This is a genomic window from Paucimonas lemoignei (genome assembly GCF_004342585.1).
In the GTDB taxonomy this organism is placed as follows: Bacteria; Pseudomonadota; Gammaproteobacteria; order Burkholderiales; family Burkholderiaceae_D; genus Paucimonas; species Paucimonas lemoignei.
The window spans coordinates 79993-89302 of the sequence record NZ_SLZQ01000006.1 but is presented as its reverse complement, the minus strand read 5'-3'; the positions used below and the strand labels follow the sequence as shown (position 1 = coordinate 89302).

Genomic DNA, 9310 nt, shown 5'->3' with positions numbered 1-9310 from the left:
CGAGACCTCGCCATCATTCATCCATACTTCAGGAGAATAGTTTTGCCTTACGTCGCCGACACCATCGCCAAACTGAAACGCAGTTCGCCCGCCCAGACCGAGTACTACCAGGCTGTCGAGGAAGTGCTGATGTCCCTGCGCCCCCTGCTCGACCAGGATCCAAAATACAAGAAGCACAACATCATCGACCGCATCGTCGAACCCGAGCGCCAGATCATGTTCCGCGTCGCGTGGATCGACGACAAGGGCCAGGTCCAGGTCAACAAAGGTTACCGCATCCAGTTCAACTCGGCCCTTGGCCCCTACAAGGGCGGCATCCGCTTTCACCCCAGCGTCTACGCCGGCATTATCAAGTTCCTCGGCTTCGAGCAGATCTTCAAGAATTCCCTGACTGGCCTGGCCATCGGCGGCGCCAAGGGCGGCAGCGACTTCGACCCCAAGGGCAAGTCGGACAATGAAATCATGCGCTTCTGCCAGTCGTTCATGAACGAACTGTACCGCCACATCGGCCCGACCATCGACGTGCCGGCCGGCGACATCGGCGTGGGCGCGCGCGAAATCGGCTTCATGTACGGCCAGTACAAACGCCTGACCGCCAGCTATGACGGCGTCCTCACCGGCAAGAAAATCCCCTGGGGCGGTTCGCTGGCGCGCAAGGAAGCCACCGGCTACGGCTCGGTCTATTTTGCGCAAAACATGCTGGCCGCGCGCGGCGAGACGCTCGAAGGCAAGGTCTGCACGGTGTCCGGCGCCGGCAACGTCGCCATCTACACCATCGAAAAGCTGCAGGAAGTGGGCGCCAAGGCGGTGACGGTCAGCGATTCGCGCGGCATGATCCATCACGCTGCCGGCATCAATCTGGAAACCCTCAAGCGTCTCAAGGAAGTCGAATTCGCCTCGCTGTCGGAATACGTCAAGCACCATCCAGATGCCAAGTACATCTCGGTGAAGGATTACCCCGCCGGCCGCAACGCCGTGTGGTCGGTGCCTTGCGATGCCGCCTTCCCGAGCGCGACGCAGAACGAACTCAACGAAGCCGACGCCGCCGAACTGCTGAAGAACGGCTGTTTCGTCGTTTCCGAAGGCGCCAACATGCCCTCGACCGCAGCGGCCGTGGACAAGTTCATCGAAGCGGGCATCTGCTACGGTCCGGGCAAGGCAGCCAACGCTGGCGGCGTGGCCACCAGCCAGCTGGAAATGGCGCAGAACGCCAGCATGCAGCAATGGACCTTCGAGGAAGTCGATGCCAAGCTGCACCGCATCATGAAAAACATCTACCAGAGCGCCAGCGAAACCGCCAAGGAATTCGGCCAGCCGGGCAACCTGGTGCTGGGCGCGAACATCGCCGGCTTCCGCAAGGTTGCCGATGCCATGATCGACCAGGGCGTCGTGTAAGACTGCTGTCGTCGAGTATTGCCGTCTTCGAGCTTCCCGAACATTTCCTTCCATTTTCCGGAAGGATGACAGGTTGACCAGAAACGGCAATTCTCTATACTGGCAACATTATTCCAACCGGCCTTTCCAGCAATCGTGAACAAGCCATTCACATTTTCGACTTGCGCATGTTCGGCGACGAACAGGAAAGGCTTGCGCGCGCGTTTTGTGATCACGACGCGCCGCGTTCATATTTCTACCAAGGCGCTCGCCTGCCTCTCTTAGGCTCGGCGAGTGTGCACAGAGCGGCTTTCCAGCTGCCCCTGCGCCCCACTCACCGAGCCACCTCCTGACAAATTAGCATCGCGAACGCCACGTCGGCATTCGCCTTTACCTTGTTACATTGCAGGCCGACCTTCCACAAGGTCATGGCCAGGGAGACTCTTTGCCATGAAATTCGAACGCTACCTGACTCAATACGATGCCGCCATCCTGGGACGCCTCGCCGAACAAATGCTGCGCGTAAGGGAATTGAAATTCAATGCCGGCGAAGAACTGGTAGATCTCATCTCCAGTTCCATTCTCTTGCCGGCCACGGTGACAAAGCCGGACCATGTCAGTCTTTTTTCCGAAGTCACCTGCAGCAAGGTCGGCAGTGGAGAAACGTTCACCGTCGTGATCGTCAGTCCGGAGGATGCCAATCAGACGCTGGCGCAGATCTCCATACTGTCCCCCATCGGCTTGGCGCTCATCGGCAGGAAGATCAACAGCACGGTGGAAGTCCGACTGCCGTTCGGCCAGACTGAAACCATCAAAATCATCGGCATCGAGGCGCTGAGCACCTCTACTGCCGCGGTTCCTGCTGCCTGACTCCAGCGCCGAGACACCATCCACATCGCCACGCCGGCGGCATTGCGCAGCGCTCCGCAGATCCGCGCATCTGCGGAGCGCTGCGCAATGCCGCTGGTTTAGGCCACCCCTCGTTTGGCAGCGAAACGTATCGTGGAGCGCCCGCTGTTCTTGGCATCGTACATCGCCATGTCGGCGCTCTTCGTCAGCGTAGTCTGGTCTTCGCCATTTTCCGGGTAAATGGCCACGCCAATGCTTGCCGCGATCTCGAGCCGATGGCCCGAGACATCGAAAGGCTGCGTCAGCGCATGCAGAATCTTGTGCGCCACCTTGCCTGCCCCTTCACTGCCATCGATATCTTCGAGCAGGGCAATGAACTCATCGCCGCCGACCCGTGCCATGGTGTCGGAGGCGCGCATGCAGTGCTGCAGGCGCACGCCCACTTCCTTGAGCAGCAAGTCGCCAATTGCATGGCCGTATTCGTCATTGACCGGCTTGAACTTGTCCAGGTCGATAAACAGCAGCGCCACCATGCCGTGCTCGCGCCGCGCCTTGACCAGCGCCAGTGTCAGCCTCTCGTTGAGAAGTTTCCGATTGGGCAGCCCGGTCAACGCATCATAAAGCGCCAGCCGCATCGCCTGGTCGGCGGCCTGCAGGGTCCTTGCCCTGTCATCGAGAAATAACCAGACCAGCAGGGCCAGCAGCAGGCTGATGCTGATGCCGCCGCGCAGAATCAGGCCGGCACGGTCGACTCTTTGCTGTGTTTCATACAGCGGCAGGGACGACACTTCGATCAGCCATTGGTGCCCGGCGATTTCCAGCCGCGACACATGCTTGAACAGGGGATCGTGCCCGACCGGCTCCGCTCCTCTATTGGAGTCATACAGCAGGTTCTCCGGCCCGGTCTTGTCGCCATCATAGATTTCCAGATCAAGCTCCCTGGTGCGCGTGCCTTCGATGCCGCGCATAAGGTCCCGCATGCGAAACGGCGCATACACCCAGCCAACCAGGTTTTCGCGGCGCTCTGCCACAGTATCATGCGGCGCGCCTTTCCTATACACAGGGAGACACATCAGAAAGCCGGGTTGCACCTCGGACTCCACTTCCTGCACCAGCGTGACCTTCCTTGACATGACGGCCTGCCCGCTGTCGCGAGCCTGCGCCATCGCGGCACGGCGGCGCTCATCGGAATACATGTCGAATCCGAAGGCATGCAAATTACGCCCCTCGAACGGTTCCAGATAAAGAATGGATGTATAGATGTCACGTTCGCCGGGCGGCTTGATGTCGTACTCGGGAAACCCCGAGCGACGCACTTGCTGAACGTGACGATCCTTTTGCGATGGCGGCACGACGACTGAAAACCCGATGCCTTCGATTCCCGGATAATTTTCCAGCAGGCCCAATGCATTGATATAGGTGCGAAAGCTTTCGCGGGACACTTCGCCGTTCACGGCAAATAATCCGATCGTGCCTTTCAAGACTTGCTGATAAAGACTCAGCCTCTTTTCGATCCGGTCTGCTATGTCCCTCGAGCGAAACTGGAATTCTTCGCGCAGATAATTATCCGCGACCCGCTGCGCCTCGCGCGCCAGCATGACAGTTGCAAGCAAACACAGGATGAGGATTACCGGTGGAAGAAGATATCTGGCATTGAACAGACGTAAGATTTGCTCACGCCGACGCTGTAAACGATGTGGCAAAACCTCTCCTCCCCGACATACCCTGCCTGCTTCGGCAAAATTATCAATGCAGTGCCACATCAGGCGAACGAAGCTTCACACCTGCCGGAATTCTTTTCCGGATAAAGTCCCCAAAACAGGCAAATCAGATTGAAACGTCGCGCAACATCGCAACCTCAACGGATACAGCATCTTCCGTGCCAGTGAGCCAGATCTGGTTATCCTGGATGGTGCACTGTAATTGCATCGTACGTTGCGCGAGTTTCGCCATTGCCTGGCTGCTAGACGATGGCACATGGAATACCACTATGTTACGCACACGCTCGAGCTTTGCAGCGGTATTTTTCCACCATATCGTAGCAGCATTACCATAGCTGTATACCACCACTTTCGATGACCTGGCGCTGGCCTTGAGCAAACGTCTTTCATCCGGTTGCCCTACTTCAATCCATAGGTCGATTGCTCCGGTTAAATCCTTTTGCCATAGATCAGGCTCATCGTCGCTGCTCAGCCCTTTACCGAAGCTCAGCGCAGGGTCGGCATGGCAGGCAAACGCCAGCAAGCGTATCATCATGCGCTCATCCGTTTCGGATGGATGGCGAGCGATGGTCAGCGCATGACTGCCGTAATAGCCGCGGTCCATATCCGCGACCTGCAAATCGGTTTTAAAAATGGTGGCTTTGAGCGCCATGCCAATCCTTTCTATTCAATTGATATATCGCCAATCCGGCGACACAAATCCTTCATTCTGCAAGCTTGGTACAATCTCGCATCCTATGCAGCAAAGCCCATCGCTGCTCCACGAAATCATTTCTTGCAACCACTCGCTCCCATGTCGACCTCCCCCATGCCCAATGCCGAAGAAGTCATCGCCGCCACGCGCGCCTGGGTCGACAAGGCTGTTATCGGTCTGAACCTTTGCCCGTTTGCCAAGGCTGTTCAGGTCAAGGGCCAGATCCGCTACGTCGCCAGCCAGGCCGATACGACAGAAGCGCTGGCTGAAGAACTGGCGAAAGAGCTGCTGTTGCTGCAATCCACACCGGCGGAAGAAACCGATACTACCCTGCTGATTCATCCCGGCGTATTGAACGACTTCCTGGAGTTCAATGACTTTCTCGATATCGCCGACCGCATCCTTGCTACGCTCGGACTTGAAGGTGAAGTGCAGATCGCCAGTTTTCATCCGGATTATCAGTTTGCCGATGCTGCCCCCGGCGCCATCGACAACTACACCAATCGTTCTCCCTACCCCACCCTGCATCTGATTCGCGAAGCGAGCCTCGATAAAGCCGTGGCAGCATTTCCCGATGCTGCCGAGATTTTCGAAAAAAATATCGAGACCGTGCGCGAGCTTGGATTCGATGGCTGGCATGCGCTTCTGAAGAAAAAATAAATCAGTCGCCACGGATCATTCACAACAACGGCAAGCTGCATTGCTTATCGTTATATGAGCCATGCAAAATCGCGCCGATGGCGTGCTTGCGTACTATCAATATATCAACAGGCTCGCTCTCTATAATGCGTTGTGTAGGCGAAATTACTCAGGCGCTGCTGCTTCAATAGCAATTCTGTAATGCACAAAGAATGAGCAGTTACGAAACGTTGGCTTGACGAATCAGGTTGCGAAATTATTTCGAACAACCATTGCAAATTCGAATCTTGCCACCATGTTTTTTTAAACAATTTTGGTTTCGAACGCTGGCACCAAATATTTTTCGAATATTTTTTACGATAACCGCAATCTGGATACGACCATACCATGACTACCGAACTGGACACTTCCGCAAGCAGCAACCGCCTGGCAGACCAGCCGGCGTATGATCCCAACCATTTACTGGATTCGCTGATTGAAAAGCTGCATCTGAAAAACGATGCTGCCCTGTCGCGCGCATTGGAAGTCGCGCCGCCGGTCATCAGCAAGATCCGCCATCGCCGACTGCCGGTAGGCGCCTCGCTGCTGATCCGCATGCATGAAGTCAGCGATCTGAGCATCAAGGAATTGCGCGACCTGATGGGCGACCGCCGCGACAAGTTCCGCATCAGCGACAAGCAATTCAAACCGAAAGAACCAGGCCAGACCGACGCTGGTTAATTGTGTTCTGCCTGTTATCCCAGGCAGAACACACCATCGCTAGCTTGTCAGGCCGGGAACACCCCGGTCGACAGGTAGCGGTCGCCACGATCGCACACAATGAAGACGATCGTGGCGTTCTCGACCGTTTCCGAAATGCGCAATGCCACTTCGCAAGCGCCACCGGAAGAGATTCCGCAGAAGATCCCTTCTTCCACCGCCATGCGACGCGCCATTTTTTCGGCTGCGGCCTGGCTAACGTTTTCCACCTGATCCACGAGCGACTTGTCGAAAATCTTCGGCAGATAGGCTTCCGGCCACTTGCGAATGCCGGGAATCTGCGAACCTTCTTCCGGCTGCGCGCCGATCACCTGCACCGCTGCATTCTGTTCCTTCAGATAACGCGATACGCCCATGATGGTACCGGTGGTCCCCATGGCGCTGACGAAATGCGTTACCTTGCCTGCGGTATCGCGCCAGATTTCCGGGCCGGTGCCTTCGTAATGAGCCAGCGGGTTATCCGGATTGGCGAACTGGTCGAGAATCTGCCCCTTGCCTTCCTTTTCCATTTGCTGGGCCAGGTCGCGCGCGTATTCCATGCCGCCGGTGCGCGGCGTCAGGATGATCTGGGCGCCATAAGCAGCCATGCTCTGTCGCCGCTCTTCGCTGAGGTTTTCCGGCATGAGCAGCACCATCTTGTACCCACGCATGGCAGCGGCCATTGCCAGGGCAATCCCGGTATTGCCGCTGGTGGCTTCGATGAGAGTGTCGCCCGGCTTGATCTGGCCGCGCTCTTCCGCCCGCTTGATCATCGACAGGGCGGGCCGGTCCTTGACTGACCCTGCCGGATTATTCCCTTCGAGCTTGGCCAGGATGACGTTGTTGCGGCGCTTGGCGGCTTCTGCCAGGCCGCGGTTCAGTTGCACCAGCGGGGTATTGCCCACGGTGTCTTCGATCGTTTGGTAGGGCATGAATGGCTTCGATAAGTGCGTGATGAAACGGCTATTTTAACGGCAGACGCGTTCGTTTGCCGAAATCATCACAATCCCACCGCCGTCCCATGGCAGTCCGCGATGATCGGTTCGGCATCCATACCGCCGGATATTCCCGGAAATTTCAATGCTTGCCTAAGCCACCACCACGACTTCCGCATTGCCTTCTTTTCGGACGACGTTGATGCCGACATTGTTGGGATAGCGCTGCAGGCGCAAGTCGAGCGTCGCGCCCTTGACCCACAAACCATTGATTTCCACTGTCTCCACGAAATGCGGCAGGCGCGGATGACGGAAGCGGATTTCCGCCGTATCCGGATCGAACGACAGCCCGAGGCAAGCCTGCAGCAGGTAATACACGCTGCCGGCCGCCCATGCCTGCGGCGAACAGGCAACCGGATATAGCGTAGGCCCTTCGCCTTGGCGTTTCTCGAAGCCGCAAAAAAGTTCGGGCAGGCGATGCTGATCGACGAACAGGCTGGTATCGAACAAACCGTAGAACACCTCCAGCGCCTTGTCCGTCATGCCGTAACGCGCCATGCCTTCGGCGATCAGCGTATTATCGTGCGGCCATACCGAGCCGTTGTGATAGGCCATCGGGTTGTAGCGAGATTCGCCGCTGGCGATCGTACGAATGCCCCAGCCACAGAAAAAATCCTCATCCAGCAAGCGAGAGGCCACGCGGGCGGCATATTCCGGCGTCGCGATGCCGCTCCACAATGCATGGCCGGCATTGGAAGACGCCACTTTGCATTGCTGCTTGTCGCCATCGAGCGCCAGGGCGTACATGCCGATTTCCTCGCACCAGAATGCTTCATTGAAGCGCAGCTTGAGTCGTTGCGCCGCCTCGCGCAAGGCCAGCGCCAGTTCCTTTTCACCGAGGACTTCCGCCAGTTTGGCGGCACGCAATTTCCCCTCGTAGACATACCCCTGCACTTCGCACAGGGCAATCGGCGCCTGGGCAAACGAGCCGTCGCTGTGGAAGATGGAATCGTGCGAATCCTTCCAGCCTTGCTGCAGCAAGCCTTTTTCGGTTTTGCGCGCATATTCGACAAAGCCGTCGCCGTCTGCATCGCCGTAACGGTCGATCCACTCCAGCGCGCGCAAGACATTAGGCCAGATGCTGCGGATGAATTCCAGGTCGCCCGTGCGCTCGTAATAGGCGCCGGCCAGCCCCACGAAAAGCGGTGTGGCATCCACCGTGCCGTAATAGCGCCGGAACGGCACTTCATCGAGCGCGGCCAGTTCGCCGTTGCGCGCTTCGTGCAAAATCTTGCCGGGCTCGGCATCGCGGGACGGATCGGTTTCGTCCGCCTGCGTATGGGCCAGAAATGCCAGCACGCCCTTCGCCAGCTTGGGGTCCGCCCACAGGCATTGCCGCGCCGTCAGGATGCCGTCGCGGCCGAAGGTCGTCGAATACCATGGCACACCCGCATAGGGATAGCATCCTTCCGGCATGGATGAAGTCAGCATATCCAGGTCGGATGCCGAGCGGTCGATCCATTGGTTGACCAGGGCATTGGAGGTGATCACCCCGCATCGGCTGCTGCGAAACACTTCAACCGAGTCGCTGGCGCAGTTATAGGCGCACAGATACGCTTCGGCTTCCGAGGCCTTGCCGTTCTGCTGCATTTGCTCCTGTATCTGCGCCTCGCTCTCGCCCTGCTCGCAATAGATCGTGGCGTAGACATGCACTTCGCCTTTCGGCGGCAACTGCAACTTGAAATCGGCCCGGTTGCCTGAGAACTTATCGGGCTGCGGTTCGAAACGGACGCGCGTCTGCCGGCGAATGTTATCCAGCCCAAGGTAGGCGAGACATAGTTCATTACCTTCGGTTTGCGGCTCCAGCAGCTTTCCGTGGCTGCTGCGCTGGTAGCCACGCACCTGGAAAATATCCGCAAAGTCGGCGCCGAATTCCATGCCGAGGGTGGCTTTCACCGGCTCCATGCCGAAATTCACGACGCGTACGTGCTCGTAACAAGCCCCGTTCCACAAGAGTTTTGCTCTGAATATATGGAGCAAGCCCTTGGAGATCGGCCCTTTTCCGTCCGGGTTGATATCCGGATTCATCAATTCGACGATCAGCAGGCTGCTGTCATCCTTGACCGATGAATTCAGAAACATCGGCCGCACGCCTTCGATCAGCAATTCGTGATGAGAGAGGAAGCGGGTATCGCCATGATAGATCCCCTCCTCTCCCAGGCCGATGGGCTGGATATCGCCGAAGCGATCGAACAAACCGAAGGTATCGTTATGCTTGAGCACCCGCCTGCGCTCGTCGGCTGGCGATGAGGTAGCCAGGATATACCATTGCTCATTGAGCTGGATTTTATTGACCATGA

General features: G+C 57.5%; 8 protein-coding genes. 4 read left to right on the top strand and 4 right to left on the bottom strand.

Annotated elements, in window-relative coordinates; translation table 11 throughout:
- The first annotated feature begins 42 nt into the window (after positions 1-42).
- Entirely contained in the window at positions 43-1395 is a 1353-nt protein-coding gene (gene gdhA / locus EDC30_RS10945) for an NADP-specific glutamate dehydrogenase (protein ID WP_132258880.1), read from the top strand.
- Between the two features lie 429 nt (positions 1396-1824).
- Positions 1825-2244 carry a GreA/GreB family elongation factor gene (locus tag EDC30_RS10940; RefSeq protein ID WP_132258879.1) on the top strand — a complete coding sequence of 140 codons (420 nt, stop codon included), beginning with the start codon at positions 1825-1827 and terminating at the stop codon, positions 2242-2244.
- 98 nt (positions 2245-2342) lie between these two features.
- Here the strand turns inward: EDC30_RS10940 and EDC30_RS10935 are convergent, their stop codons facing one another.
- The gene (locus tag EDC30_RS10935) at positions 2343-3821 is read right to left on the bottom strand and encodes a CHASE domain-containing protein (protein WP_243656732.1); all 1479 of its coding nucleotides are present in this window, start codon (positions 3819-3821) and stop codon (positions 2343-2345) included.
- 229 nt (positions 3822-4050) lie between these two features.
- A complete protein-coding gene (locus EDC30_RS10930; protein ID WP_132258877.1) occupies positions 4051-4596 on the bottom strand; it encodes a YaeQ family protein in 546 nt (181 codons plus the stop codon).
- A gap of 141 nt (positions 4597-4737) precedes the next feature.
- On the opposite strand from EDC30_RS10930, the gene EDC30_RS10925 reads away from it, so the two are divergent.
- A complete protein-coding gene (locus EDC30_RS10925) occupies positions 4738-5298 on the top strand; it encodes a DUF1415 domain-containing protein (protein ID WP_132258876.1) in 561 nt (186 codons plus the stop codon).
- A 366-nt stretch (positions 5299-5664) separates the two neighbouring features.
- Complete coding sequence (locus EDC30_RS10920) at positions 5665-5997, top strand: hypothetical protein (protein WP_132258875.1); 333 nt, start codon at positions 5665-5667, stop codon at positions 5995-5997.
- 47 nt (positions 5998-6044) lie between these two features.
- On the opposite strand, the gene cysM is transcribed toward EDC30_RS10920, so the two are convergent.
- Positions 6045-6947 (bottom strand): cysteine synthase CysM, encoded by a 903-nt coding sequence (cysM, locus tag EDC30_RS10915; protein ID WP_132258874.1) that lies wholly within the window; start codon positions 6945-6947, stop codon positions 6045-6047.
- Positions 6948-7103: 156 nt separating this feature from the next.
- Positions 7104-9308, bottom strand: a complete 2205-nt coding sequence (locus EDC30_RS10910; protein WP_132258873.1) for an amylo-alpha-1,6-glucosidase — start codon at positions 9306-9308, stop codon at positions 7104-7106.
- Positions 9309-9310: the final 2 nt, after the last annotated feature.

Excerpts from the sequence above, each read along its gene's own strand:
- cysM (WP_132258874.1), bottom strand. The coding sequence starts at position 6,947 with ATGCCCTACCAAACGATCGAAGACACCGTGGGCAATACCCCGCTGGTG.
- EDC30_RS10935 (WP_243656732.1), bottom strand. The coding sequence starts at position 3,821 with ATGCTGGCGCGCGAGGCGCAGCGGGTCGCGGATAATTATCTGCGCGAA.
- EDC30_RS10920 (WP_132258875.1), top strand. The coding sequence starts at position 5,665 with ATGACTACCGAACTGGACACTTCCGCAAGCAGCAACCGCCTGGCAGAC.
- EDC30_RS10910 (WP_132258873.1), bottom strand. The coding sequence starts at position 9,308 with ATGGTCAATAAAATCCAGCTCAATGAGCAATGGTATATCCTGGCTACC.
- EDC30_RS10940 (WP_132258879.1), top strand. The coding sequence starts at position 1,825 with ATGAAATTCGAACGCTACCTGACTCAATACGATGCCGCCATCCTGGGA.
- EDC30_RS10925 (WP_132258876.1), top strand. The coding sequence starts at position 4,738 with ATGTCGACCTCCCCCATGCCCAATGCCGAAGAAGTCATCGCCGCCACG.
- EDC30_RS10930 (WP_132258877.1), bottom strand. The coding sequence starts at position 4,596 with ATGGCGCTCAAAGCCACCATTTTTAAAACCGATTTGCAGGTCGCGGAT.